This window comes from Bacillus infantis (assembly GCF_050107595.1).
GTDB classification, from domain to species: domain Bacteria; phylum Bacillota; class Bacilli; order Bacillales; family Cytobacillaceae; genus Bacillus_AB; species Bacillus_AB infantis_C.
Genome location: NZ_JBNILH010000005.1, coordinates 43,500 through 68,824, shown reverse-complemented (window position 1 = coordinate 68,824; position 25,325 = coordinate 43,500). Strand labels below are relative to the sequence as shown.

The following is a 25,325-nucleotide window of genomic DNA, read 5'->3' as shown; positions in this document are numbered from 1 at the left end:
GCTTAAGTCTCTACGAGCTGAATTCCCTTTTCTCCCCTTCAATCTGGACAATATATTAAAACCGGCTGTCTGGCGCAGAAAACCGTATATCTAACCACGGCAAACCTTAAGGCCGACTGTTTGACTGCCCTATCTTATTTTTGCTGATCCGTTGAATTATAGGAAGATCTCCCTTCGTTCTCTTTACAAGGTTATGAAAGGAAGAAATTCCCTGAGAAAAGCTGTTTATATAGAATATTGTCGAAAATTATCTGAAAATTTGTTCTCTTTTTATTTGAATAATAGATTCCGTAAATGCTAACATAGTTTATGGAAGCGCTATCAAAATAGGCTTTTGGCTACATAAATTAATTTCAGGGAGGAATCGCAATGACCCAATTAACAATTAATTTGAAGGAAAAAGTAGAAAAGTTCCTGGCCGGAAAGAAAAAGCTTTTCATTAATGGAGAATTCGTGGAAAGCGCCTCTCAGAAAACATTTGAAAGCTATAACCCTGCCACCGGTGAAGTGCTGGCGACCTTGTATGAAGCAGGTCCTGAAGATATTGATAAAGCCGTGCTCGCTGCAAGGAAGGCATTTGATGAAGGAAAATGGTCCAAGATGGGCAGCGCCAAGAGAAGCAGGCTTATGTATAAACTCGCAGATTTGATGGAAGAAAACAAGGAAGAGCTGGCCCAGCTTGAAACCCTTGACAATGGAAAGCCTATCAGGGAAACCTCTGCAGCTGATATCCCGCTTGCTGTTGAGCATATGCGCTATTATGCAGGCTGGACGACAAAAATCGTCGGACAGACGATCCCGGTAAACGGGCCTTTCTTTAACTATACACGCCATGAGGCTGTAGGAGTGGTCGGCCAGATCATTCCTTGGAACTTCCCTCTCCTCATGGCAATGTGGAAGCTTGGGGCTGCACTCGCTACAGGATGTACGGTTGTCCTCAAGCCGGCAGAGCAGACTCCTCTCTCCGCCCTGTATCTGGCGGAATTAATCCAGGAAGCGGGCTTCCCTGAAGGAGTCGTGAATATTGTTCCTGGATTTGGTGAGACAGCAGGCCAGCCGCTGGTAGATCATCCTCAGGTCGATAAGATTGCTTTCACCGGTTCTACAGAGGTCGGAAAAATGATCATGCAAAGGGCTTCCAAGACGCTGAAGCGTGTCACGCTGGAACTTGGCGGGAAGTCCCCGAATATCATCCTTCCTGATGCCGATATGACAAAGGCCATTCCCGGCGCATTAAACGGAGTCATGTTCAACCAGGGCCAGGTATGCTGTGCAGGATCGCGTGTATTCATCCAGAAAAAGCAGTTTGATAATGTAGTGTCCGATATGGTCGATCATGCCAAGAAGATTAAGCAGGGTGCAGGCCTTCATGCTGATACGCAGATCGGCCCCCTCGTTTCAACAGAACAGCAGAACAGGGTCCTGGGATATATTGAAAAAGGCATCAGCGAAGGAGCAGAACTGCTAGTGGGCGGAAATAAGCCATATGAAGAAGGCTACTTCGTTTCCCCTACTATCTTTGCCGATGTCCGTGATGAGATGACGATTGCCAAAGAAGAGATCTTTGGTCCTGTCATCTCGGCTATGCCGTATGAAGATCTTGATGAACTGATTGCCAGGGCAAATAACAGCGAATACGGCCTGGCGGCGGGCGTCTGGACGAAGGACGTCTCCAAAGCCCATTATATCGCCAGCCAGCTCAGGGCAGGAACCGTATGGGTCAACTGCTATAATGCCTTTGACGCAGCCTCCCCATTCGGCGGCTATAAGCAGTCTGGCATGGGCCGTGAAATGGGATCCTACGCTTTGAATAATTACACAGAAGTGAAGAGCGTCTGGATTGGAATGAACTGATTCAATCCTCATAAGAGGGGCCTGCGGGCTCCTTTTTTCTTTTAGAGACCCGCTGCCAAAATTTTTAAATCATCCAGATAGCGCGTTCCTTAAGAAACGGAGCCGGAAGAAGATTTTTCTGCACTTGCTTCTAAAATTTCACATAATATCCATGTCATTTTCCCCTTCCATTCCGTATTCTTAAGTGGGAGGGAACGAAATGAAGAGACTTTATTGGATCGGCTCTATCCTTATTATTGGAGGGATTGCTGCAGGGATTGCTTTTTTTGTCATCAGGGATCATTCAGCAGAAATTCCGGAAGATCTATCATTAATTAATGAAAATGGTGAAACCTTTGATTTCAGCGAGCGTGGACAGACCTTAACATTAGTTGAATTTATCTATACCCATTGTCCTGATATCTGTCCCACAACAACACAAAAAATGAATATGCTCAGAAGCGATCTGGAGAAAGATCATGTTTTTGGAAATAAAGTGAAATTCATGACAGTAACCATCGACCCTTATCGCGACACACCTGAAGTACTGAGTAAGTATATGGACACTTTTGATATTAAAAAAGACGGAAACTGGGTGTTCCTGACTGGAGATAAAGACAGCATGAAAGAAGACCAGAAGGAAATACAGAAGCTGGCCAATGCCTTCCAGTTTCAGTACCGTGATCCGGGGGACGGCTTTTATGTGCACAGCACCTACGTTTATCTCCTGGATAAAGACAATAAATATATTAAAAAGTTCCCGATGGGTGAAAGTTTTGATAGAAAAGAAGTATATGAGAAGATCTTGAAGGAGCTGTGAATCTAACTGCCGGCCGGGATATTATTCTAGCATGAAAAAGGCTGACTGCCGGGGAGGCAGATCAGCCTTTTGTATGTATATTCGTTCGTATGTTTTTCAAGGTCTTCAGGCTGCACAGCAGGAGACAGCTGTATATGTGCCTGTCTCCTGTACCACTTTAGTCTCAGTTCGTGGAGGAAGATATCTTTCCGGCCTGGTTAATGTGCAGCAGGTAGTCAGATTTTGGCTTAGTGAAGCTTATCTTTATGCCGGATTTTTTCAAGCGGTTAACTAAATCGACGAGCTGCTTTTTAGCCATGTCAAAAAACTCCTTTGTTTTGCCTGTATGATTTTATTTTACATGAAAAATATGAAAAAACTATGACAATCGGCAAATTAAATGTGAATAATTTTTGATAATTTTATTTATAAAAATGTCAAGCATTCTGAGTCAGCTGATTTACTCTATCTATTTCCCATTTCTTCTCAGCTGAAACTTTTTCCTCTTGCCTTTCATTTTTTTTACCTTTGTCATTCCATTGGCATCTGTCGGAAAGATTCGCTCTTGGACGCTGAAAGTGTTATAATTCTTACGATATTGTTTTTTTGGAGGAATCAAACCTATATGATAACTGTCAGCAACGTAGGTCTTCGTTATGGCGATAGGAAGCTGTTCGAAGATGTTAATATTAAATTCAATCCCGGGAACTGCTATGGCCTTATCGGCGCCAATGGTGCCGGTAAGTCGACATTCCTGAAAATCCTTTCTGGTGAAATTGAGTCACAGACAGGTAATGTATCGCTCGGCCCAGGCGAACGCCTCGCGGTATTAAAGCAAAACCATTATGAGTATGAGGAGCATGAAGTCCTGACTACGGTCATCATGGGCCATGCCCGTTTATACCAGGTTATGCAGGAGAAAGACGCTATCTATATGAAAGCTGATTTCACTGATGAAGATGGAATGAAGGCAGCTGAGCTTGAAGGTGAATTTGCTGAACTGAACGGCTGGGAAGCTGAGTCTGAAGCAGCCATCCTGCTTAAAGGCCTTGGCATTGGCGAGGAGCTTCATAATAAGAAGATGGAAGATCTTACAGGATCGGATAAGGTAAAAGTCCTGCTTGCACAGGCTCTATTCGGCAAACCTGATGTCCTGCTGCTCGATGAGCCTACGAACCATTTGGATATCAAGGCGATCCGCTGGCTTGAGGAGTTCCTGATCAACTTCGAAAACACAGTCATCGTTGTTTCCCATGACAGGCATTTCCTCAATAAAGTTTGTACGCATATTGCCGATCTGGACTTCGGAAAAATTCAGGTATATGTCGGGAACTATGATTTCTGGTATGAATCAAGCCAGCTGGCTTCCAGGATGGCTTCTGATGCAAATAAGAAAAAAGAAGAAAAAATTAAAGAGCTGCAAAGCTTTATTGCCCGTTTCAGCGCTAACGCATCAAAATCCAAACAGGCAACTTCACGTAAGAAGCTTCTTGACAAAATAACACTCGATGATATCAAACCATCTTCACGCCGCTACCCATATGTTGGATTCACACCAGAACGTGAAATCGGCAATGATCTTCTTAGGGTAGATGCTATCAGTAAGACAATCGACGGTGTCAAGGTTCTCGACAATGTCAGCTTCATCATGAATAAAGACGATAAGATTGCCCTTGTCGGTACAGATGAAATTGCAAAAACGGCATTGTTCAAAATCCTTACCGGGGAAATGGAACCTGACAGCGGTTCGTTCAAATGGGGCATCACAACTTCCCAAGCTTATTTCCCGAAAGACAACTCGCAGTATTTTGAAAACAGCGAGCTAAACCTTGTTGACTGGCTGCGCCAATTCTCTCCTCAAGATGAGAGTGAAAGTTTCCTGCGCGGATTCCTTGGCAGAATGCTTTTCTCAGGCGAAGAAGTGCTGAAAAAAGCCAGCGTGCTTTCCGGTGGAGAAAAAGTCCGCTGCATGCTTTCCAAAATGATGCTCAGCGGTGCGAACGTGCTCCTTCTTGATGAGCCTACAAACCACTTGGATCTTGAGTCCATCACTGCTTTGAATAATGGATTGACAAGCTATAAAGGGTCCATGATCTTCTCTTCTCATGACCATCAGTTCATTCAGACAATTGCAAACCGGATAATTGAAATCACTCCGAATGGCGTCGTAGATAAACAAATGACTTATGATGAATACCTTGAAAACGCTGACCTGCAAAAACAGGTTGCAGAAATGTATAAATAAAAATGAACCAGGAAAGCCCGGCTTTCCTGGTTTTTCTTATCCCCCGGTTCACGTCCATCCAGCTGCGTTCCTTTAGGATCAGGCTGTTAGCGCTCTTGTTCTTCAGGTGTCAGACATCTTGTTTTTTTGTCTTTTTTCTTGATGAATCAGCTTTGAACCTCCCTGTTTCACTATTGGTCGTGCCCTGTCCCTCTACATCAGGCGAGCTTAAGCCGGTTTTGGAAGGATCCTTTTTATGCTTGGCCATTTAAACACCTCCGATTATTACTTTTAGCTCCCAAGCCCCATCTCATTCATGGGAATAAGACGCCGCTTTTTCAGGCATCATAACATTCAGAGGAGGTGTAGTTATGGCGAAACGTATTGCGGTAGAACAATCTCTTACCAATATCCAGGAGGCACTTCGTGCGAAAGGCTATGATGTAGTGGACATGAAAACACAGGAGGATGCCCAAAATTGCTCCTGCTGTGTAGTGACGGGACTGGACTCCAATGTAATGGGAATGCAGGATACTTTTACTCAATCTTCAGTCATCGAGGCTAACGGATTATCAGCAGATGAAGTTTGCCAGCAGGTTGAATCAAGGCTTCAGTAAAATGGCGCAGAAGACTAAAGGTTACCTTTAGTCTTTTCTTTTATAAAAAAGGCATTGAATCAGCTGATTCAATGCCTTTGTTTTATTCTCCAGTATATTTTCCTCGACAAAATGTATAGAGAAGCGAGTATCAGTACAAATACCATATAAAAGAGCCCTGATTTTAAAGGGGTTTCTTTAATTTCTGCTGCTTGGACTGCTTCACTTGGACCTGCAGCTTTTACAGTCTCTGGCTCAAGGGGGAATATTTGGATCAATTTTCCGCTATCATCGACTATTTTCAGAAGACCTTCTTCTGTGACGATTTTTTCAAAATGATTCAGCGGAATAGTGACGAAGCGGTCTTTTCCGGTAAAATAGAGCTGGTCCCCTTTTTGAAAGGAAGTTTCTTTGCTGATCATCGAAGATTTGAAATGGCTGAAGCCGTAATCAAGCAGGTTCTTTGTATCATTATAAATATCCCTTTTGAAATCCGCTTTCATGACGATGGCAGTCAGCTGGATTTTTCCGTTTTCTGCAGATGTCGCCAGCGTCTGCTTGCTTTCGGTTACAAACCCGGTCTTTCCGCCGGTTATCCCGGTGTATGGCACTTCCCCTTTTAGCATCCGGTGGTGGGTAAATATCGTTGTGTCCCAGCTTTCTCCATCCCATGCAAGCTCTTTTGTCCCATAAATCGCTCTGAAAGTGCTATCTTTCAAGGCATAGCTGGTGATAAGCGCCATGTCTTCAGCTGTTGTATAATGTCTTTCATCAAACAAGCCGTGCGGGTTTGTGAAATGGGTGTTATGGACATGCACTTCTTTTTCCAGGAATGTGTTAACGTTTTTTTCATACTCTTCCATGTTTCCGTCAAGATGCTCGGCAATTGCAGCTGCAGCATCATTCCCTGAGTTTACCAGCATCCCCTCGATCAGGTGCCTCAGCGTTATCTTCTCGCCTTCTTCCAAATAAACCTTAGTCCCTTCTATTTCAACAGCATTCCTGCTGACAGTCACAATATCATCGAGTCCGCCTTTTTTTATCGCATAAATTGCAGTGGCGATCTTTGTCAGGCTGGCTGGATACATCCGGTCAGATCCATTTTTACTGTATAAAATAGCCTTGGATTGCGAATCAATTAAAACCGCAGCCTCACTCACTATGGCAGGTTCCTTTTCATCTTTTGCCATAGCGCTCTGACCGCCGTTTACAGAAAACATGAGAATTACTAAAGCGGAAATAAATTTTTTCATCTGTCAATCTCCATTTGCTGATTTTGATAGTGCTAAATTTCCTAATTTTGATTGTACCAAAATATTTTGCAGCAAATGGGCTTGTTTATGAATTGTTACAAAAATGAAAAATAACACGTTTAGTTAATCCGCAATTTGGGTATGCATTTGGTCAAAATGAAAAGCCATCTAACAAGATGGCTTCATTCAGTTTCTTTTTAGGAAAAACTGCAAATTAGGCGCAGAACACTTTTTTATCCTGGGAAGCAAAGACCTAGCTTCCCCCGCAGCCGCCTCCTCCTCCGCAGCTTGAGCAGCTGGATCCGCCTGAACAGTTCGAACCCCCTGAACAGCTGCCTGAATCTGAATCATGATCAGTGCTGCACGCAAACCCGGAACAAGATGTCGCTCCTGCATACCCGCTCTTCATCATTTCCACAGGAAGCACTTCTTCAATATGTGACGAGTAATCATCATGCTCATACATCGAGAAAAAGACGGCCGCTGGAAGAAGCAGGCTCATATCATGTGAAGAAGAAATCCGCGTGAACGGCTTTTTTACATTTTTGCTGAACGTCATTTCTGCTTCCCTGATGTCCGTCTTGAGCTGCCGGATCAGATAAAGCTGAACTTCTCTTGCAGCTTCTCCATCCCTGAAATACTTTGCGAGAAGCTCCCCTTCAGATTGGGTTCTGAAATCATCCAAGATGCTCTGCTCAATAGGAGTTCTTAAAAATTCTCCCCAAATCAAGCGGCTGTTTCTTGCCGGGGAAAAGACCTGTAGGTAGACCCAGTCGAAAAAGGCTCTTTCCCCTGGGATTGGAACAATCTCCATATTAGGTGTGTGGTGCAAAAAGCTGTTGTAGAACTTTTTTGAGAAATCTTCATAATCTCTTGTGAACATAAGCATCTCATGCCAGACTGCATCCACTTTCCCGCTGAACATGGGCACCGATTTTAAAATGCTGCTTAGTACAAAGAACCTTTTAAGCTCAAAGAATACCCAGTCGAAATGCTTTTCCGACCAGGAAGGATGCTCCTTCAGCATTCTGTTTTTTATATTGGACTGATATCCTTCAGACAGGGCTTTATCTAAATGCTGTGCAAGCGGTTTGGCTGCATCATTTTCGATGCCAAGCCCTTCAGGCAATTCATCCGCATACAGTCTCGGACGCCTCTTTCCTTTATTGCCGCTGATGATAGAAACCGCCATTCCTATAATGAATATAAAAACGATGACAAATACAATGAAACCTGCCATTCTTCCCCTCCTCATGACTGATACTACCATTATATTCTGTCATGCAAGTTTTTTACAGGAAAAAACCGCCAAATTATCTATGGCGGTTTCCCTTGCTGGAATTCAGTTTTGCTTTAAGGAAGAAATATTTTAAATATTCGATGTAAATTTCGTCTCTGGCCAGCCAGGCAGAATGACTCCTTTTCAGCTCATGTTCTGCATCAGTAAAGCTATCATATTTTTCCCCTGCCGTGCGGCCATTCACATCAATCCTCCATGCATGATTGTCCTTAAAGACGAGAAAATGATCTCCCTTTCTGTTCTCATAAAGAGAGCCTGTCTCGGATTCTTTGTGATTATGTTCATTTTTAAAGGCGTCACCCTTAATGGGATCATCGGAAAAGACGTCTTTCACAAAGAGTGAAAACGCCTCTTCAGTCATGCTGCTCCCTGATGCCTTGGCATGTCCCCCGCCACCGAACCTACCGGCTATTTCGGATACATCGATATGATCATGGATAGTCCTGTAGCTTATTCTTTTTCCGCCTATGCTGAGCAGGGCGATATAGTCCAGGTGGGGGAATTCCTTCCCAAGCTCATTGCCAAGCTCGGAATGGTATGATTCCGCATGGACAATACCCGTACAATGCTCCCCTATAAAAGCTTGGACGATTTCCCGTTTCTTTCTTCTCATATAACGTTCAATCTTGTCTTCTTCCATTTCGAGAAGTTTTTTCTCAAATTCATCAAACTCGAATGACGTGCTGTCTTTAAGCCGGTCCAGCATTTTTTCTTCAAATTCTTCAATGGAAAGGAGGAAAAAAAGATCATTCAGCTGTTTTGCCTTCATGTTCCCGTTCTGGTCCCATTCCCAAGTATCATATTGCCTGACGAGCTCTACAAATTCTTTAAGCGCTTCTGTTGGGGTAATATGATTTTCTTTTATCAGATAGTCGAAGAATAGGGACGTGGCAGAAGCCAGCCTTCCATCATCGTACTCCACGGTAACACTCGCCCAGCTGCTGCTGTTCAGATGCAGTGCCGACTTATGATGGTCGATCAGCTGTACGGTCCCGCCTTCCTTTTGCAGCTGGGTTAACCGCTGTTCATTTTCTTCATTAACAGATAAATCTGTGATCAGCAATGTATCCTGTTTCTTTTCTTTGTTTTTCAGACGGTCCAGATGACGGCTGATCTGTATATCCAATCCGGAGACCGAATTATAGCGGACCTCTGCCTTATCGCCATATGCAAGTTTTGCTAAAATCCCGCAGCCAATCCCATCCAAATCGTTATGTGTAAATAAACGGTACATACTACACCTCGCCAAAATTGTTGTCCTGAATAGTGTGGTGAAACTTTCCTATTTTATGCCTTTTACCCAGCTGGAACAAAATTTAAAAATTTTTATTGGAATAAGACAAGTTCTCCCTTACCCCTGGCATATCTTTAAAATAGATCGATTCAAAGGAGGATCTGTATATGCCATTTTTAGTTTTAAAGAGAAGTACCGTTATATTTGCACTCGTTCTGCTGGCCGCTGTCGTGTCGGCAACAGGCTGGTTTCTGCTCGGCAAAGACAGCTTAAGTGTATTCAGCCAGGATAAGGCAGCGAAGGCACCAAGAGAAATACACATGGTTACAGGCGAATTCAAGGCGACACTGCCAGATGGCAAGGAAATTGAAGCATATCGCTGGGATCCTGGTACAATTTTCGTCAAGGAAGGTGAGGAAGTTGTTTTAAAAATCTCTGGCATCAACGGAATGGAGCATCCATTCATCATCGAGGGGACTGATATAAAAGGAATTGTCAAAAAAGGCGGGGAAACATCAGTGCCGGTCAAAATCGACAAAGAAGGCATTTACCGCCTGGTCTGCCTCACCCATCCTGATAGAGACAGCAACGGGCCGATGATCGGGTATATCGTTGTGGATTGAATGATGAGGTTACTAAAAGACTCTGGCTAGAGTTTCTCAAATCAGAGGGCACTAGTTCAGTTGACTAAGACCCTCTGGCGTGCATATCTCAGATCAGAGGGCACTAGTTCAGCCGACTAAGACCCTCTGGCTAGAGTTTCTCAGATCAGAGGGTTCTAGTACAGCTGAGTAAGACCCTCTGGTATGCATTCCACTATTCAGAGGGCTCTAAAAACAGCCGGCTGAGCCCCTCTCCATAGCCAATAAGTTTTTAAAAAGAAATTTTCAACTCAATGATTAAACCTCTGTCATGTTTCCCGCTCATTTGAATAAAAAAGGGTTCCAGCGCATCGGGCTGGAACCCTTTTTTCTATTTAAATGAGATACGATTTGCTGTTCAGTATATCCATTAGCCTAACTGATTTCCGCTAGAATGGATATTGCCCGTATGGTCCCGGAATGAGAGGTTTGGCCATACATTCGTTCGCCTATAACAGCCGCCTATGCCTTCCTATCTCCCAATAAACATCTGTGTCCAGTAATGCCCGTAGCTGCCTCCTTTGGCGTATCCAACGCCGATTTCGGTGAAGCTGCTGCTGAGGATGTTTTTGCGGTGTCCTTCACTGTTCATCCATGCGGTCACTACTGCCTGTGGTGTGGTTTGGCCGGCAGCGATATTTTCTCCTGCTGTCCTGTAGGAAATTCCAAAGCTCTTCATCATATCAAATGGCGTACCATAGGTTGGAGAGTTGTGATCAAAGTAGTTTCTGTTGATCATATCCTGAGATTTGTACCTTGCAGTCCTAGAGAGCTCCCAGTTGGATTTTAGAGGCTTAAGGCCGTATTTCGCCCTTTCTTTGTTTACCAGCTGGACTACCTGTTCTTCGGCAGATTGTTCGGCAGCTGCTGCAGGAATGGTGAGCCTCTGGCCCGGATAAATGAAATTAGGGTTTGTGATATGGGAATTCAGATTGATGATTTCTGTGATGCCCGCCTGGTACTGCTGGGCTATTTTCCACATCGTATCCCCTCTTTGTACAGTATGTACGGTTGAAGCGTCCGCAGTTAAGCGTGTTCCAAAGACAAAGGTGACAGAAAGCAATAAAATGATAGAATATTTCAGTAATGTTTTCATAATGCTATTTAACCAGATAGATAGCCTCAGAGCCAGCGGTAATTCTTGCCCATTTATGCTAGATTTGCATCGCCAGAAGAATCATGGAAAGAAAGTTAATTAGTCATAGAAATTTCACAGAAGCACTCTTTAGGACCTTTTTACCCACAGTGATTTTCTATATAATGGAAATGAGGTGATGTCTATGCTAATGGCTCTTAAACGGTATGATAAAAGTATTTTTGCAGTACTTGCAGGCATGGTTATCGCAGCAAACTGCCTGCTTTATCGGACATCTTTTTTGGCTCCAGTCCCAAAAGGTGTTTATTGGGGCACTGTGGTGGATTTGTTTATTGTCCTGCCAGCTTTGGTTTATTTTTTCCTTTTAAGGAAAAAACGTTCTATTCTATACTTAAGCCCCGTCCTTCTAAGTGCTTATGGGCTTTCACATGTGATCATCCCGGAAGGACACCTCCAGTCAGCCAATATGCTGCGGTTGATGCTTGTACTGGGAGAAATCTTTATCTTCTCTGCAGCAATTCTGGGAAATAAAGATAAAATATTGCCATTTTATAAAGAGCTTAAAAATCGCAACCGCCATAATTCTTATTTGAAATACAATCTGGACAAAACTGCAGCTAGGTACTTTTCTGATTCAGCTGCTCTCAGGCTTTTAGCTTCTGAAATTGCCCTTTTCCAGTATTCCTTATTCTCCTGGAAAAGTAAGCCCGTGACAGACACTGGCGCTATATTTACCTATCATAGGAAGAAAAGCTCATCGGCCGTTTACATTATGCTGATTCATGCAACAGTACTTGAATCGGTTGGACTGCACTTCTTTCTTCATCAATGGAATGCGGCAATTTCTTATATTCTTCTTCTTCTGAATGTGTATGCGGTTTTATATTTCATTGCAGAGCTGCATGCGATGCGGCTGACTCCTTATCTCCTGACACAAGAAGTCCTCTTGCTGCAAACAGGGCTTTCCAAAAGCATGGAAGTGGAGCTCTGCAATATTGAAAGCATTTCTTTCTACGAAGGTCCCGAAAAGTTTACAAAAATAGAACAGCAAACTCTCTATGATGCACGGGCCATCGATTTTATGCAGGAAAAGCCTCACATTGAAATCAGACTTAAAGAGCCGGGGAAAGTACTGAAGCCCTTTGGCATTGTCCAGCAGGCTGACCGCATTGTTCTGGATGCTGATGATCCGCAGGCATTTGCCGAAGAACTTAAATCCAGGCTGCCAGAGTAAAAAGAAGCCGCCCACCTGAATGGACGGCTTTTCATTCGTATTTAATGGCTGAGGCAATTTTGCCATTGGTCGGTTTTTTACTTTTTCCACCAGCTGTCGAACATGGAAGCAGGCAGCTGCCTTTTATGTTCGGTGATCAGGTATCTTTTTTCTATCTTTTCGGCTGTTTCAGGTGAAACCTCTTTTCCTTCCAGGTAATCATCCAGCTCATCATAGCTGATCCCAAGCTCAGTCTCGTCAGCCTGTCCCGGCTTATTATCAAGAAGGTCGGCAGTGGGGGTCTTGAGGTAGAGGCGTTCTTCTGCACCCATTTCCTTTAGGAGCGCCCTCCCCTGGCGTTTCGTGAGTCCTGTGAGAGGAAGAACATCTGCTCCGCCGTCACCGTATTTCGTAAAGAAACCGGTAACTGCCTCTGCTGCATGATCTGTGCCGATGACCAGCAGGCCTTCCTGGCCGCCAACTGCATATTGGGCAATCATGCGCATCCTGGCTTTTACATTGCCCTTATGATAATCAGACAAAGGTTCGCCTTTTGTGGTGATGTCAAATTCTTCTTTAACGGCATCTACAGCATTTTTCACGTTGAACGAGTATTCAGTGTCGGCTTTAATGAATGAAAGAGCAAGCTGAGCATCATCCTCATCCTGCTGCACTCCATACGGAAGGCGGACGGCTATAAAGCGTACCTCATGCCCTTCACTCCTCAATTCCTCCACTGCCATCTGGGCCAGCCTGCCGGCAAGGGTTGAATCCTGGCCGCCGCTGATTCCGAGCACATATCCTTTTGCCTTGGAGGCCACAAGGTAATCCTTCAAGAATTGGACTCTACTTCTGATTTCTTCAGAAGGATTAATTTCTGGCTTAATATTCAACTCTTCCATAATTCTCTTTTGCAGATTCATTTGTTTCTCCTCCTCTATTGATTCCGTTTTACCTTTTCCCTAACTTGCTCAATATTGCGCATTTTATTTTCCCAGCATAATGTGCTCAAATCAACTGGATATTCCTCAGGGTTGAGGGACCGCTTATATTCATCCCATAGCACATGTAGATTGCTCTTTGCAAAAGCTTGTATTTTGTTGAGTTCAGGGGTTTCATATACAAGCTTCCCATCACGGAAAATATCATGGTGCAGCTCCTGTGCCTTAAAGCTGGTGATGAATTTGCTGATAAAGGTATGGACCGGATGGAACATTTTCAGCCTTTCTTCTTCTTCAGGCTGTTCATGCTCCATGGCAATATAGTCGCCCTCTGATTTTTGATTAGCCGTATTGATGATCCTGTAAACCCTTTTCAGGCCAGGGGTTGTGACCTTTTCAGGATTGCCGCTGATTTTGATAGTGTCTTTCATGGAACCTTCTTCATCCTCTATGGATACAAGCTTATAAACAGCGCCAAGGGCTGGCTGCTCATAGGCAGTGATAAGCTTTGTCCCAATGCCCCATGTGTCTATTTTTGCTCCCTGGGCTTTCAGGTTCATGATTGTGTATTCATCGAGGTCATTCGATGCCACTATCTTTGCATTCGGGAATCCTGCTTCATCCAGCATCCTTCTTGCTTCTTTCGAAAGATAAGCAAGGTCGCCGCTGTCCAGCCTTATCCCTATAAAATTGATTGTATCGCCAAGTTCCTTCGCTACCTTAATGGCGTTTGGAACCCCGGATTTGAGGGTGTCATAGGTATCTACCAGGAATACACAGTCTTTATGCCTGCGTGCATACTTGTGGAAGGCTGTATATTCATCCCGGTAAGCCTGTACAAGCGCATGTGCATGTGTACCTGATACAGGGATGCCGAACAGCTTGCCGGCCCGCACATTGGATGTGGCATTAAATCCGCCTATATAGGCAGCTCTTGTTCCCCAAATCGCAGCATCCATTTCCTGTGCTCTTCTTGTTCCGAATTCCATTGCCGTTTCCTCGCCGACCACCTGCTTGACGCGGGAAGCCTTGGTGGCAATAAGGGTCTGGTAATTGACAATATTCAAAAGCGCCGTTTCAATCAATTGCGCCTGGGCAAGCGGGGCTTCAATCCTCATGATCGGCTCGTTTCCGAAAACAAGCTCACCTTCTGCCATTGAACGGACAGATCCGGTGAATCGCAATTCTGCCAGATACTCCAGGAAATCTTCCCTATAGTGAAGCTCATCCCTTAAATAAGCAATATCTGATTCTGTAAAACGGAAATCTTCCAGATAGCTTATCACCCTTTCAAGGCCTGCAAAAATACCATAGCCGTTACCAAACGGAAGTTTACGGAAAAACAGTTCAAAAACCGCTTTACGGTTATGTACACCATCCTCCCAGTAAGTTTCAGCCATATTAATTTGATATAAGTCAGTATGAAGAGTCATACTGTCGTCCATATACTTTCCAGTCATGTCCTACCTCCAAAGATTACTGTATTACCGAAGCATTCAGGCTGCCTTTAAAATGTTCCAGGGCCCAGCTGTGGCCTGCCTGGTTAAAGGTTGCGACCGCCTTCTCATGCACGATGATTTTAAAGCCTTTATTATAAGCATCTACAGCTGTATGAAGAACACAGATATCGGTACAGACACCTGCCAGGTGAAGTTCTTCTATCCCCCGCTCCCGCAGCTTAAGCTCAAGATCGGTTCCTGCAAAGGCGCTATAGCGCGTTTTGTCCATCCAGTAGACATTTTCCTTATCCTTGTGCTCTGTAAACACATTTTTAAGGCTGCCATACAGTTCACGCCCTTTTGTCCCTTCTATATTGTGGGGCGGATAGAGCTCTGTTTCAGGATGGTAAGGGTCGTCTCTCTTATGAAGATCAATGGCAAAAACGGTATAATGCCCTTCTTTAATGAAAGTCTCAGTCAGGTCTGTTATGTATTCTTCGATTTCCTGGGCAGGCTTGCCGCACGGCAGGGCACCGATTACAAAATCATAGGTGTAATCAATATTGATCAATGCTTTTTTCATACAAAAATCCTCTCTCGCTTTAAGAATAAATCTATTATAAGCCAATTCATGGAAGGAATCACCCTGAAGCTTCCTCAAATATGATTCATCTTTTACGATGATACCCCAACTTCAAGCTATTTACTCTTATAAAGCCCTGCATCAGGATCAGAATCTCCAATAGCCCAGACACACTTCCAGTGCGGAGAATATCATGTACCGATGAAGGAGTGTGAACAGATGATCAATTGGAAGCAGTTCTTTGCTATACTGATCCCGGTCCTTCTGATAGCGGCCATTCCTTTTATTATTTTCCATTGGGGTCCTTCAAAGGAAGATGACAGCGGCAGAAACCAGATCGATCCAGAATCGGTGGTGTGGGGTGTTGATTCCGCCAGCCTGACAGCCGAAGCCCTATTTTCGTGTGTGAGAGAAAACTTTGGTAACCCTAAGATCTGGGGAAGGTATCTGGGTACAAAAGAAGGGGTTTCACAAGGACTGACAAAAGAGGAAGCGGCCTTCCTGCAAGCTAATAAGGCCGGCATACTGCTGATCAATAACCAATTTACAGATGCTGCAGGCATTGACAATGGAACAGAAGCAGGGAAACTGGGGATTCAGCTCGCCAGTGAACTGGGCGTTCCGGAGGGCACAGCCATTTTTGCTGATATAGAACCGAACTATCAGGTTGACTCTGACTTTATTAGAGGTTATTACAGTGCTATGAGTGAATCTCCATATGAGGCGGGGATTTATGGCGTTTTTTCCGGAAGCAGCACTCTGTATGCCGCTTATAATAATGCAGCCGCAGATACAGCTGGATTGAAGGAAAATCTAATTCTGTGGACAGCTTATCCTCAAGCAGGAATCACAACTGAGGGAAAGGCACCTGCCTATAGTCCGGAAGCACCGGAAGGGTCAGCTGTATTGGGCTGGCAATATGGACTTGATGCCGAAGCCTGCAATATTGATACCAATCTATTTAAGGGGCTTATGCTTGAATATATATGGCAGTAGCAGGATCTTCAGCCTGGCTTCATACAGCCGGGCTTTGTTTTTCAGTAAACCACCAAAATTTTTAGTTGACAATAAATTCTGTAAGGTTTACATTTTAATTGTTAACATACATAATATTATGGTTTACAGAAAAGGAGATTCTTCATGACAAAAGATCAGTTAAAACTCAGATCAATGATTGTAACTGCCTTATTTGCAGCAATCATTGGAGTGCTGGCACAGATTACTGTTCCCCTGCCCCTCGTGCCCATCACTGGACAGACGCTGGCAATCGGGCTGGCAGCTACCATTCTTGGATCCCGTTATGGAACTATATCAGTTATTCTTTATCTGATCATCGGAGCTGCCGGTGTTCCTGTTTTCGCCGAATTTTCAGGAGGCATTTCAAAGCTCGCCGGTCCAACGGGAGGATACCTTGTCGGTTTTGTTCCTGCTGCTTTTATCACTGGCCTTTATATTGAGAAAATGGGTTTCACCTTCAAGCATGCTTTAGTAGCCAACATAATCGGAATGTTCGTTACCCTGATTTTTGGAACTGCCTGGCTTAAGATTGCTGCGGACCTTGGCTGGGGTGCTGCAATTGCAGGAGGATTCACACCTTTCCTCGCTGTAGGGGTCATTAAAGCAGCTTTGGCTGCATGGGCCGGTATTATTGTAAGGCGCAGGCTTGTAAGCGCAAGGCTCCTTTTCACCTCTGGAGGTGCAGTGAAAGAGTCGGCTTAATACGATATATTCGGAGGCTGTCCATCTTGAGGACAGCCTTTTTATTTTCCCAGCATTTTTTTTATTATAAACGGAGTTCCCAGAAGGACTGGAAACAGATAATAGCTGAGCCTGTACAAAAACAGGATCAGCATGGCAGCTTCACCTGCGACCCCCTCCCTCTGCATCATTAAAAGGAAAATCAGATCAAAAGATCCGGCTCCGCCTGGAATCATGCTGATAATTCCTGTACACAGCGCTGCGATGACGATTGGGAACAGCTGAAAAAAAGATATGTTCACCCCGATGGTATGGGAAATTCCCCATATGCAAAGTACAATGAACAGCCATTCAAAAATTGAAATGGCAACCAGTTCTGATACAAAGCCTTTCCGGTTTCCGGGAATATCCCAAAAAGGCTGCCGGCGCCAGTAAAGTGCCAAAAAAAGCGGATTGTAAAGTGCAATCGCCCATAAGGGCACACCCTCCAAGCCATACAGGGGCCCTGCAGAAGCGGCCAGAACAGCAATTGCAAAAAAAGAAAGTCCGGTTAAAAAGAAGAAAGATAGCTTGGCAGCCGTCCGGACCAGCGGGCTGTCCTTCGGCATATACTTCTTATAGAAATATGTCCTAAGTGTGGCCCCTGCTATCCCGCCCAGACCCACAATATTGGAATACGCGTTTGCTGAAAGTGAATAAAAGAATAACTTTGTTCTCGGTAAATGGACAGAAAAAAGCTGAAGCAGGACAACATCGTAAAAATACATAGGAGAAAGGGCGGCAATCCCAAGAGCAAAAATATAAAGCAAGTCCAGATAAGAAAGGCTGCGGGCCAATCCTGCAGAAGCTTCCCAGTCCAATTTGGAGAGCATGCCTTTTGCCTCATAACCTAAAACAATGAGAAATAATGCTGGCAGGGAGATTTTAAGAAGAAAGATATATTTATTTTTTATTGCCACCCTTGTCCTCCTTTCCTTTTGTTCAGCTATAACTTATCCTATTCATTCTTTCCTGTAAAAAGAATCTGCAGTCTGGCCGGCATCAGTTAGTCCACCGCCGGGCATGATTGCCTTTAAAGCTGGAATAGCTTATAATTAAAGTATTGGCCTACTAATTTATGGGGTGAATGAATGTTTGATCTGTTAATGGATTTTACAAATATTCCGGCTGAATATACATTGTATGCGAGTTTTATGCTCGGTCTTACAGTAAAGTTCTTCTGGGCATGGAATATTGAATACTCTTTCATGGAATCTACCTGCAAGCCAGCCGAGCTTGGCGCCGGCTCCGAAAGCCTTAAGCTTTACGAAGCATGCGGCAGGCCCTTCAGCACGCTTCTCCGCTGGATTGCCAAATATATACGCGCCAAGGAAGGATCGGGCAGCGACTCCGAGGATGCAGACTCCTCCATTATGCTTAAATTTGTTATCTGAAATTTAAACTAATGGAGGAATTAAATTGAAATCGAAAAAAAATCTTGCTGCATTTCTTGCTCTATCTTTAACAGCTATCCTTCTTTCCGCTTGCCAGGCATCACAGCCCGGCCAGCAAAGTGATGGCTTTTTTAATACCTATCTGGTCCAGCCTTTTGCAAGTGCCATCCATATGGTCGCTGAATTATTTAATGGCAATTTCGGTTTATCCATCATTCTTATTACGCTGGTCATCCGCCTGGCCCTTATGCCGCTTATGCTTAAGCAGTACAAAAGGCAGCAGGATATGAAAGGCAAAATGGATGTGCTGAAGCCGGAAATGGACAAGATCCAGGCCCAGTTGAAAAAGACTAAAGATCAAAAAGAACAGCAAAAGCTGCAGCAGGAAATGTTTGCTCTTTATCGCAAGCATGGTGTAAACCCGCTTAATATGGGCTGTCTGCCAATCCTGATTCAAATGCCTATACTGATGGGCTTCTACTATGCCATCAGGAGTTCACATGAAATTGCTGCGCATTCTTTTTTGTGGTTCAATCTTGGACAGCCTGACCTGCTCATTACAGCAGCAGCAGGCATAGTCTATTATCTGCAGTTTAAAGTGACCCAGGCCAATATGCCGGTCCAGCAGCAGAACCAGATGAAATTCATGGGACTGCTATCGCCGATCATGATTGTTATCTTCTCTTTCAGCGCTCCTGCAGCCCTCCCTTTGTATTGGACAGTGGGAGGAACTTTCCTTATTCTGCAGACCCTGATTGGTCGCAGGCTTTATCAGACGGCTCCTGCAGCCAAAGAAGCGGAAATATCCAAATAATGTTGAAAGAAGCATGAGGGATCCCCTCATGCTTCTTTTTCGTATAGATGGCAGCACGCTATTGCATAAATGGGCTGAAACTCTGAAATAATGAAGAATAGAAAGGATGTGGGAATTTGATCAGCAAAAAGCTATTTCTAGCCGGCTTTGCAGCCCTCTCTGTTCTGCCTGGCTGCGGGATTAATGAAAAAGATATATATGATGATACTGCTATCAGGGATATGGGAAGCAAACAGACAGAAAATCTCGTCAGCACTTCGAAGGAAGACAGTGAAACAAACACAAAGCTGACGGATCCTACGAGGACATCTTATGAAGGGAAAAATGAAGCGCCCAGGCTGATCCTGGATGAAGCAGCTTCTAAAAGAATCAGCAGTATGGACATGATTATTGATGCTGTCGTTATTAAAACGAATAACCGCACGTTTGTTGCGGTAAATCGAGGTAAAGAATATCGGCTTGCCGGGAACTCCAGGCAGGAAATCAAACAGGCACTGCATACCGAAAACTCTGCAAAAGCTATTTATATAACAGATGATGCAGAGTTTTATAAGCATGTAAAAACCTATCAGAATGCAATCATTGCCGGAAAGCCGGTAGATCAGCTTTACCAGGAGTTTATAAAGCTCGCAGAAAAAACATTCCCGGATTCTAAATAGGATAGATATTCTTCAGTTTCTGTATAAGCCTTTCTTTTACTTGCGGCCATTCTTCTTTTAGAATGCTGTAATAAACAGTATTTCTGGCGTATCCATCAGCTATGATCCGGTCTTTCCGGAGAATGCCCTCTTTAACTGCACCTAGCCTTTCTATTGCCTTCTGGGATCTGATATTCCTGCTGTCCGTTTTTAGCTGGACCCTGTTCATATCCCATATTTCAAAAGCGTGCCTGAGAAGGAGAAATTTGCATTCCGTATTCACAGATGTCCTCCAGACTTCTGGCGTATACCATGTTGAGCCGATTTCAAGCGTTTTATTTTCCGGCAGGATGTCCAGATACCTGGTGCTGCCCACAAGCCTGCCGGATTCCTTCAAGCTTACCGAAAAAGCCAGTTGTTTCCCTTCTTTCACTAAATCCGCTGCTTTCCGGGTATCTGCCTTCATTTCTTCAAGACTAAAAATCTTTGATGCAGTAAATTCCCAGATCTCCTTATACGCAGCAGCCTCCCACAGCAAACTGCTTTGATCTTCACGGATCGGGCTAAGTCTGACGGACTTTCCTTCAAGAATGGGCGCTTCTATCCATAATGCCATAAAGTTCTCCTCCTGTTCTGCTAAGAAACTCTATATTCGACAAAAAGGAGAAAAATCCTTTTTACCAAAAGAATAAAAGCCCCAGGCACATGCCTGGAGCTCTCTTCTTAAGCTTCCTGAAAGTAATCTTTATAAAAACCGCTCACTTTTCCGGAATTGTCTACGACAAAATAAAACTCTTCTGTCTCATTTTTAACTTCATACTCTTTGCCCTCAGTAAGCGCCCTGTTCACAATATACTTAGCTGCATTCGTATGGACGCATTTTACTGTTTTTAATGTTGGGCGTTCATGCCAGTCTAAATGGATCATCTTTTGCCACTCCTTCAGCTTTTTCACCTTTAAGTATAAAGAATCGGGAGCCTATATAGCAACTGGATTTTCCTCTTCATCCGGTTTTGGCTGGATATTGGTGACGATATTATCAATATATTCTTCATCAAACGTATACATTTCGCCTGTTACAATATTTTTGCATGTCACATATGTCTTTTGGCAGATGTTATCCAGCCGGATAAATTCTAAGTATTGATAAAGCTTCTTATGATAGATTACTTCAATCAGCAAGCCATTATCCAAAATCATATTCATATGCTGACCCTCTTTCTGTGATGATGGCATATGTTATTTACCACCTGGAGAGCCAGTATTAAACCTGTGGATAGGCTGTTGCAGAAATTTTTATTCCTTTTGGCCGGCTGCAGGCCTTTGTGTACGGAGATCAGCGATGTTTCCTTCAAGCTTCTCGAAATATTCACTGCTAAGCCTTCCCTTTGCACCACGCAGGATCTCTGCAGCATAATGGTCAGGAGGTGCAAGCTCCTCCCGTTTATTATATACATGAAAGGAAAGGACATTTTTATACAAAATGCCTTCAGAGTTAATATCAAGGAAAACAGGCCTGTACAGTCCTCCATGGAAGCCCTCGCGGATAAACAGGTATTCCACTGCGTCATATGGCAGTCTGTAAAGAATCCCCTCTGTTACTCCGCCATCCTCAATGATATCGCCCCTGCCCCCGTCCGGCCTCTCCAGTAGATATTTCATTGAGTAGCCTTCTAAAGTGCCGGAGCCAATGATCTGCTGAAAAAAATGATCCACTTTTGCCAGTCTGAAGCGTTCATCGTCCATGCAGGAACCGTAAGCAAAATATAGTACGCTTGGAGGGCGAGCTTCCATAAACCTGTACAGTTTCCAATCTCCGTGAAGGATCGGCTTTGCCAAAAGATCATCTCTGTTGGATATATATACAAAACCGCTGAAGGATCCAGTATCCGTGTGGATGTCCTGCTCCACCCTGTCATAGAGATTATCCTTCCGCCCGGGTATATAATCCTCCAATTCATCAAGATCCTTGAATTGATCCAAGTGCACTTCATATAATTCTCCGTATACTTTCTGATAGGCTGAGGCCTTCATCGAAGGATATCCCAGCCCTGTATCATAAAGTTCCCCGTAAACCCATGCCTGCTCTGCCAGGCACCTGCTGGCTTCCAGCAGATAATGATTCTCTTCATGCTTCCTCAAAGTTCCGTATACAAACAGCTTTACGTAAGACAATGTTAAAAACCTCCATAATGAAAAAATGAAAAGTTAATTCCGTCAGATCCTGCCTTACGGCTATTATACAGAAAACGAAAAGCAGGAGCTAATGAAGACCCTGCTTACCTGGCTGCAGATTAAGCTGGATGCACTGGCATGCCGGCCTATTTTCAAATAAAGAAAAGTGACAGTAAAAAGGATATTTTTCTTGTTTTCCCTTCTCTAAAAAGGGTTTGCTTTCAAGTTCCTTCTCCCTGTATTGGCTGAGCTTCTCACATACATAAGTCTCTTCATACATTGTCCTGCGCCTCCCGCTTATTGTTATTCTCATTGTATACTGCAGGGAATTTTGCAGCATTGGCAGGAAGGAGGAACAGCACTCAGACTTTTGATTGAAAATGGAAGTATATTATTTCTGACTGGACAGGATTTCCTGTTCTTTTTCTGCAATCTCCCTTCCTATTTCCCTTAGTTTAAACTTTTGGATTTTCCCCGAGGCTGTCATCGGATATTCTTTGACAAACTCAAAATAACGGGGGATTTTGTGCCGGGAGATTTTTCCTCTGCAGAATGAGCTGAGTTCTTCTTTTCCGGCAGTTTCCCCTTCCTTCAGAATGATCCATGCCATCAGTTCTTCTCCCAAAACCGGGTCAGGGACCCCGGTGACCTGCACGTCAAGTACCTTGGGATGCGTATATAGGAATTCTTCAATTTCACGGGGATATATATTTTCTCCTCCCCTGATCACCATGTCCTTCAGGCGGCCGGTGATGCTGCAATAGCCATTCGCATCCATCACAGCAAGGTCCCCGGTATGAAGCCAGCCTTCACTGTCAATGGCCTCTTTAGTTGCATCAGGATTGTTGTAATAGCCTTTCATAACATGATAGCCCCTTGTGCATAATTCCCCCTGTGTTCCCCTGGGAACTTCATTTGAAGTCCCGGGAGTTACAATCTTAACTTCCACATACGGCAGCGCCTTCCCAACTGATTCTACCCGGAGTTCAATGGGATCGTCGGTCCTTGTCTGTGTGATGACTGGAGATGATTCTGTTTGTCCGTAAGCGATTGTGATTTCTGCCGCTCCCATTTTTTCAATAACAGCTTTCATTACCTCAATTGGACAATTGGAGCCTGCCATAATACCTGTCCTCAGTGAAGAGAGGTCATAGTCGCCAAAGGATGGGTCATTAAGCTCGGCAATGAACATCGTCGGAACACCATGAAGGCCGGTGCACTTTTCGTTCTGAACAGTCAGCAGCACCTCTTTCGGGCTGAATTCCTGGACAGGGAGCATAGTAGCTCCGACAGAGACGCAGGCGAGGGTGCCAAGCACGCATCCAAAGCAATGGAAAAAAGGGACAGGGATACAGAGCCGGTCCTCTTTGCCCAGTTTCATGCAGCCAGCAATATGATAGGCGTTATTAATGATATTGGAATGTGTCAGCATGACGCCTTTAGGGAACCCGGTTGTACCTGATGTATATTGCATGTTGATGACATCATCCGGTTCAAGGGATTCCATCCTGCTGTCGAGATCTCTGTCTTCAACTTCTTCTGACAGCTGGATAATATCTTCCCAGCAGTAGGCTCCTGGATGCCTGTTGCTGCTCATGACAATAATATTCTTTAAAAAGGGAAGCTTCTTGCTCTTCAGATGGCCGGGCTCAGAGTCCCACAGCTCAGGTACAATTTCATAAAGCATATCTATGTAAGAAGAACCCCGGTAATTCTCCTGGAGGATTAAAGTGGACGACTCTGACTGTTTGAGCAGATATTCCAGCTCTGCAGCCTGGTAATTCGTATTCACTGTGACAAGGACAGCACCCATCTTGCCTGTGGCAAATTGACAGGCAAGCCATTCTGGTGTATTGGCTGCCCAAACAGCAAGATTTTCTCCTTTTTCAATGCCCAGCTTCATTAAGCCTTTTGCTGTATTCCGGCAATAATGGTCAAATTCCCGGTACGTCATCCGCAGTCCTTTTGTATGATAAACGACAGCTTCATGCCCCGGATGCAGCCGGGCTTTCTCTTCCAATAATTTTCCGACTGTAGTATTCAGCAATCCCTGCATAATCCCCACTCCTTATAATAAGTTGAAAAGGCTTACAAACATGTTATCATATTTTACAGAATATTCAATTATCATAAATGGTAAAAAAACCTGCATTTCTGCAGGGCCAATCAGTATCTACGGCTTCCTGCAGGAAAACAGCAGGAATAAGGGAATCCTTCTTCTTCGTTCATACTCCGATTTATCCTTAAAGAACCTTTCCTCGGGAACTGCCTCTTTTAACCCTTCAACAGCCAGTCCAGCCTGCTGGAGGAGTGTGAAATAATCCTCTACAGTTCTGTGGTATTTTACTACTAAGCCGCCGATCCAGGGCTCTTCCCTTTTTCCGGTCAGAAAATAGTCGTCAACAATCCAGTTCTTTCTTTTTGCATCCTTGCCCATGCTTTTGAAAGTAGATGTTAAAAGGGGATGCTGAAGGCTGATGACAAGCCTGCCACCGGGCTTCAGGCAAGAGGAGATATGGGAAAAAACCTGGCCAAGGTCTTCAATGTAATGAAGGACCAGCCTGGATAAGATCAAATCAAATTGTTCCTGTTCCCACATATAATCCTCGATCCGGCTGTGAATCACCGTTCCATTTGAATTTTCCAGCCGTTTTTGTGCAAGTCTGGCCATATTTTGCGACCCTTCAATTCCTGTATAAGAAGCACATCCTGCTTCTAGCAGTCTGGAAGCATATGAGCCATCACCGCAGCCAATTTCGAGAATCTCCTTGCCTGCAGGGCTGCCGGCCAAAGAATAAAAAGCAGGCTCCTCCATTGTATGATTAGGACTCTCTGCCCGATTTCTCCTGGAAAGATAGCTGCTGAAAAAACCTTCATCATCATAAGCTTCTGGTCCCTTGAATGGCATCATTCCACCACTTTCTAAATAAAGTCAAATCTTTTGAATTTTACCATAAAACGGCAAAATAAAAAAGGCGCCTAAGCGCCTGCCTATTCTTCTGCACGATTATGAATAGCCTTAAGATAAAATGTTCTTTCCCGGGGCCCATCAAACTCGCAGAAATAAATGCCCTGCCATACACCAAGAAGGAGACGGCCGCCAGTAACAATGACATGCTGTGAAGCTCCCATGGTCGAAGCCTTCAAATGTGCGGCCGTATTCCCTTCCTCATGACGGTCCTTTAAGTGATTCCATGGAAAGGTTTCATCAAGCCGGTTAATCATATCAGTTTTTACATCTGGATCTGCATTTTCATTAATTGTCAGGCCTGCCGTGGTATGAGGGCAATATATAAGGACCGCTCCATCGGAAAGCTCCTGCTCTGCAGCAAACTCCCTGACAGTCTCGGTGATTTCTGCAAATTCATCCCGCATCGAAGTGGATATCACATATTTTTTCAGCACAAACATCCTC

General features: G+C 44.2%; 28 protein-coding genes. 11 read left to right on the top strand and 17 right to left on the bottom strand.

The window, feature by feature from the left end:
• Positions 1-369: 369 nt before the first annotated feature.
• Both ACQCVH_RS11970 and ACQCVH_RS11965 read left to right on the top strand, forming a co-directional pair.
• On the top strand, positions 370-1,854 hold the full coding sequence (locus tag ACQCVH_RS11970; RefSeq protein ID WP_426835905.1) for an aldehyde dehydrogenase family protein: 1,485 nt from the start codon (positions 370-372) through the stop codon (positions 1,852-1,854).
• Between the two features lie 199 nt (positions 1,855-2,053).
• The gene (locus ACQCVH_RS11965) at positions 2,054-2,653 is read left to right on the top strand and encodes an SCO family protein (RefSeq protein WP_426835904.1); all 600 of its coding nucleotides are present in this window, start codon (positions 2,054-2,056) and stop codon (positions 2,651-2,653) included.
• A gap of 163 nt (positions 2,654-2,816) precedes the next feature.
• On the opposite strand, the gene ACQCVH_RS11960 is transcribed toward ACQCVH_RS11965, so the two are convergent.
• Entirely contained in the window at positions 2,817-2,951 is a 135-nt protein-coding gene (locus tag ACQCVH_RS11960; protein ID WP_009793811.1) for a hypothetical protein, read from the bottom strand.
• Positions 2,952-3,257: 306 nt separating this feature from the next.
• On the opposite strand from ACQCVH_RS11960, the gene ACQCVH_RS11955 reads away from it, so the two are divergent.
• Complete coding sequence (locus ACQCVH_RS11955) at positions 3,258-4,877, top strand: ABC-F family ATP-binding cassette domain-containing protein (protein ID WP_426835903.1); 1,620 nt, start codon at positions 3,258-3,260, stop codon at positions 4,875-4,877.
• Positions 4,878-4,986: 109 nt separating this feature from the next.
• Here the strand turns inward: ACQCVH_RS11955 and ACQCVH_RS11950 are convergent, their stop codons facing one another.
• A complete protein-coding gene (locus tag ACQCVH_RS11950) occupies positions 4,987-5,124 on the bottom strand; it encodes a YuzL family protein (protein ID WP_426835902.1) in 138 nt (45 codons plus the stop codon).
• A 103-nt stretch (positions 5,125-5,227) separates the two neighbouring features.
• Here ACQCVH_RS11950 and ACQCVH_RS11945 point away from each other — a divergent pair, with 103 nt between their 5' ends.
• On the top strand, positions 5,228-5,473 hold the full coding sequence (locus ACQCVH_RS11945; RefSeq protein ID WP_148975185.1) for a YkuS family protein: 246 nt from the start codon (positions 5,228-5,230) through the stop codon (positions 5,471-5,473).
• 68 nt (positions 5,474-5,541) lie between these two features.
• Here the strand turns inward: ACQCVH_RS11945 and ACQCVH_RS11940 are convergent, their stop codons facing one another.
• The 3 genes from ACQCVH_RS11940 to ACQCVH_RS11930 all read right to left on the bottom strand — a co-directional run bounded on the left by ACQCVH_RS11940 (position 5,542) and on the right by ACQCVH_RS11930 (position 9,239).
• Complete coding sequence (locus ACQCVH_RS11940; RefSeq protein ID WP_426835901.1) at positions 5,542-6,705, bottom strand: D-alanyl-D-alanine carboxypeptidase family protein; 1,164 nt, start codon at positions 6,703-6,705, stop codon at positions 5,542-5,544.
• Positions 6,706-6,958: 253 nt separating this feature from the next.
• The gene (locus tag ACQCVH_RS11935; RefSeq protein ID WP_426835900.1) at positions 6,959-7,945 is read right to left on the bottom strand and encodes a glycine-rich domain-containing protein; all 987 of its coding nucleotides are present in this window, start codon (positions 7,943-7,945) and stop codon (positions 6,959-6,961) included.
• A 73-nt stretch (positions 7,946-8,018) separates the two neighbouring features.
• Positions 8,019-9,239 (bottom strand): DHH family phosphoesterase, encoded by a 1,221-nt coding sequence (locus ACQCVH_RS11930; RefSeq protein WP_426835899.1) that lies wholly within the window; start codon positions 9,237-9,239, stop codon positions 8,019-8,021.
• Between the two features lie 167 nt (positions 9,240-9,406).
• Between ACQCVH_RS11930 and ACQCVH_RS11925 the strand changes: the two genes are divergently transcribed.
• On the top strand, positions 9,407-9,862 hold the full coding sequence (locus tag ACQCVH_RS11925; RefSeq protein ID WP_257990987.1) for a cupredoxin domain-containing protein: 456 nt from the start codon (positions 9,407-9,409) through the stop codon (positions 9,860-9,862).
• A gap of 490 nt (positions 9,863-10,352) precedes the next feature.
• Here ACQCVH_RS11925 and ACQCVH_RS11920 read toward each other — a convergent pair whose 3' ends face one another.
• Positions 10,353-10,862: a CAP domain-containing protein gene (locus tag ACQCVH_RS11920; protein ID WP_426835898.1), complete on the bottom strand. Its 510-nt coding sequence runs from the start codon at positions 10,860-10,862 to the stop codon at positions 10,353-10,355.
• A 292-nt stretch (positions 10,863-11,154) separates the two neighbouring features.
• Here ACQCVH_RS11920 and ACQCVH_RS11915 point away from each other — a divergent pair, with 292 nt between their 5' ends.
• Positions 11,155-12,210: a hypothetical protein gene (locus tag ACQCVH_RS11915; RefSeq protein WP_426835897.1), complete on the top strand. Its 1,056-nt coding sequence runs from the start codon at positions 11,155-11,157 to the stop codon at positions 12,208-12,210.
• A 77-nt stretch (positions 12,211-12,287) separates the two neighbouring features.
• On the opposite strand, the gene nadE is transcribed toward ACQCVH_RS11915, so the two are convergent.
• From nadE to ACQCVH_RS11900, 3 genes are read right to left on the bottom strand one after another with little or no spacing between them, the layout of a single operon-like run.
• Positions 12,288-13,112: an ammonia-dependent NAD(+) synthetase gene (nadE, locus tag ACQCVH_RS11910; protein ID WP_426835896.1), complete on the bottom strand. Its 825-nt coding sequence runs from the start codon at positions 13,110-13,112 to the stop codon at positions 12,288-12,290.
• Positions 13,113-13,126: 14 nt separating this feature from the next.
• Positions 13,127-14,590, bottom strand: coding sequence for a nicotinate phosphoribosyltransferase (locus tag ACQCVH_RS11905; protein WP_426835895.1), 1,464 nt, complete (start codon positions 14,588-14,590; stop codon positions 13,127-13,129).
• 16 nt (positions 14,591-14,606) lie between these two features.
• The gene (locus tag ACQCVH_RS11900; protein ID WP_426835894.1) at positions 14,607-15,152 is read right to left on the bottom strand and encodes a cysteine hydrolase family protein; all 546 of its coding nucleotides are present in this window, start codon (positions 15,150-15,152) and stop codon (positions 14,607-14,609) included.
• Positions 15,153-15,371: 219 nt separating this feature from the next.
• Between ACQCVH_RS11900 and ACQCVH_RS11895 the strand changes: the two genes are divergently transcribed.
• Complete coding sequence (locus ACQCVH_RS11895; protein WP_426835893.1) at positions 15,372-16,148, top strand: glycoside hydrolase domain-containing protein; 777 nt, start codon at positions 15,372-15,374, stop codon at positions 16,146-16,148.
• Positions 16,149-16,292: 144 nt separating this feature from the next.
• Complete coding sequence (locus ACQCVH_RS11890) at positions 16,293-16,871, top strand: biotin transporter BioY (protein ID WP_426835892.1); 579 nt, start codon at positions 16,293-16,295, stop codon at positions 16,869-16,871.
• Positions 16,872-16,912: 41 nt separating this feature from the next.
• Here ACQCVH_RS11890 and ACQCVH_RS11885 read toward each other — a convergent pair whose 3' ends face one another.
• Positions 16,913-17,809: a lysylphosphatidylglycerol synthase domain-containing protein gene (locus tag ACQCVH_RS11885; RefSeq protein WP_426835891.1), complete on the bottom strand. Its 897-nt coding sequence runs from the start codon at positions 17,807-17,809 to the stop codon at positions 16,913-16,915.
• 171 nt (positions 17,810-17,980) lie between these two features.
• Between ACQCVH_RS11885 and ACQCVH_RS11880 the strand changes: the two genes are divergently transcribed.
• The 3 genes from ACQCVH_RS11880 to ACQCVH_RS11870 all read left to right on the top strand — a co-directional run bounded on the left by ACQCVH_RS11880 (position 17,981) and on the right by ACQCVH_RS11870 (position 19,756).
• Entirely contained in the window at positions 17,981-18,283 is a 303-nt protein-coding gene (locus tag ACQCVH_RS11880) for a hypothetical protein (RefSeq protein WP_426835890.1), read from the top strand.
• Between the two features lie 25 nt (positions 18,284-18,308).
• Positions 18,309-19,097 (top strand): membrane protein insertase YidC, encoded by a 789-nt coding sequence (yidC, locus tag ACQCVH_RS11875; protein ID WP_426835889.1) that lies wholly within the window; start codon positions 18,309-18,311, stop codon positions 19,095-19,097.
• A 116-nt stretch (positions 19,098-19,213) separates the two neighbouring features.
• A complete protein-coding gene (locus tag ACQCVH_RS11870; RefSeq protein ID WP_426835888.1) occupies positions 19,214-19,756 on the top strand; it encodes a YhcN/YlaJ family sporulation lipoprotein in 543 nt (180 codons plus the stop codon).
• Here ACQCVH_RS11870 and ACQCVH_RS11865 read toward each other — a convergent pair.
• The 7 genes from ACQCVH_RS11865 to ACQCVH_RS11835 form a co-directional block, all read right to left on the bottom strand.
• Positions 19,749-20,351 (bottom strand): GNAT family N-acetyltransferase, encoded by a 603-nt coding sequence (locus ACQCVH_RS11865; protein ID WP_426835887.1) that lies wholly within the window; start codon positions 20,349-20,351, stop codon positions 19,749-19,751. The genes ACQCVH_RS11870 and ACQCVH_RS11865 overlap by 8 nt on opposite strands.
• A 107-nt stretch (positions 20,352-20,458) precedes the next feature.
• Positions 20,459-20,662 carry a DUF6501 family protein gene (locus tag ACQCVH_RS11860; RefSeq protein ID WP_009793789.1) on the bottom strand — a complete coding sequence of 68 codons (204 nt, stop codon included), beginning with the start codon at positions 20,660-20,662 and terminating at the stop codon, positions 20,459-20,461.
• A 51-nt stretch (positions 20,663-20,713) separates the two neighbouring features.
• Entirely contained in the window at positions 20,714-20,941 is a 228-nt protein-coding gene (locus tag ACQCVH_RS11855; protein WP_426835886.1) for a hypothetical protein, read from the bottom strand.
• 90 nt (positions 20,942-21,031) lie between these two features.
• The gene (locus tag ACQCVH_RS11850; RefSeq protein WP_426835885.1) at positions 21,032-21,910 is read right to left on the bottom strand and encodes a gamma-glutamylcyclotransferase; all 879 of its coding nucleotides are present in this window, start codon (positions 21,908-21,910) and stop codon (positions 21,032-21,034) included.
• Between the two features lie 391 nt (positions 21,911-22,301).
• On the bottom strand, positions 22,302-23,957 hold the full coding sequence (locus ACQCVH_RS11845) for an AMP-binding protein (RefSeq protein WP_426836157.1): 1,656 nt from the start codon (positions 23,955-23,957) through the stop codon (positions 22,302-22,304).
• 126 nt (positions 23,958-24,083) lie between these two features.
• Positions 24,084-24,818 (bottom strand): class I SAM-dependent methyltransferase, encoded by a 735-nt coding sequence (locus ACQCVH_RS11840; RefSeq protein WP_426836156.1) that lies wholly within the window; start codon positions 24,816-24,818, stop codon positions 24,084-24,086.
• A gap of 83 nt (positions 24,819-24,901) precedes the next feature.
• Positions 24,902-25,315 (bottom strand): secondary thiamine-phosphate synthase enzyme YjbQ, encoded by a 414-nt coding sequence (locus tag ACQCVH_RS11835; protein WP_426835884.1) that lies wholly within the window; start codon positions 25,313-25,315, stop codon positions 24,902-24,904.
• Between the last annotated feature and the right edge of the window lie 10 nt (positions 25,316-25,325).